We start from the raw sequence: 644 nt of genomic DNA, 5'->3' as shown, positions 1-644 counted from the left end.
GTCAGGTGTGGGGCGGGCGCCGCTGCCGACCGGGGGGAATGCGTTCATGGCGTTGGTGCATGCGGGCTGGGATGTCGAGGCCGCACGGCGCCCGCATGGGCAGCACACCACGGTGGTGGTGCATGTTGATGTCAAAGACAAGGTCGCCGCGCTGCATCTGGGGCCGGCGCTGTCGGCCGAGCAGCGCCGGTATCTGGGTTGTGATGCCACCTGTGAGGTGTGGTTCGAACGCGACGGCCAACCCCTGGGGTCCGGGCGCGCGACCCGCACGATCAGCCGCCGGCTGCGCCGGGCGCTGGAGTACCGCGATCGGTCGTGTGTGGTGCCCGGGTGCGGGGCCACGAAGGGGTTGCATGCCCATCACCTGCGCCATTGGGAGGACGGCGGCGCGACCGAGTTGGACAATCTGGTGCTGATCTGCCCGTTCCACCACCGGCTGCATCACCGCGGCGGGATCACCCTGACCGGGCCGGCCGATCAGCTGGTTGTGACCGATCGGGTCGGCCGACGGCTGGAACCGGGATCGCTGGCCCGACCCCCGACCAGCCCGCCACCGCAGGTGCCGCCCTACCGCGGACCGTCCGGGGAACGCATCCAATGGAAGTGGTACCACCCCTACCAACCCCCACCACCCACCAGAAACT

At 70.0% G+C, this 644-nt stretch carries 1 protein-coding gene; it reads left to right on the top strand.

What is annotated here, in order from left to right; all coding sequences use genetic code 11:
• Positions 1 to 644: HNH endonuclease signature motif containing protein (locus tag MVA01S_RS30050; RefSeq protein ID WP_159426401.1), on the top strand; the 644-nt coding region annotated here is incomplete at both ends.

The sequence above is a fragment of the Mycolicibacterium vaccae NBRC 14118 = CIP 105934 genome, assembly GCF_001552715.1.
Taxonomy (GTDB): domain Bacteria; phylum Actinomycetota; class Actinomycetes; order Mycobacteriales; family Mycobacteriaceae; genus Mycobacterium; species Mycobacterium vaccae.
The sequence above is the reverse complement of the archived record's forward strand: the minus strand, read 5'-3'. Positions and strand labels throughout refer to the sequence as shown.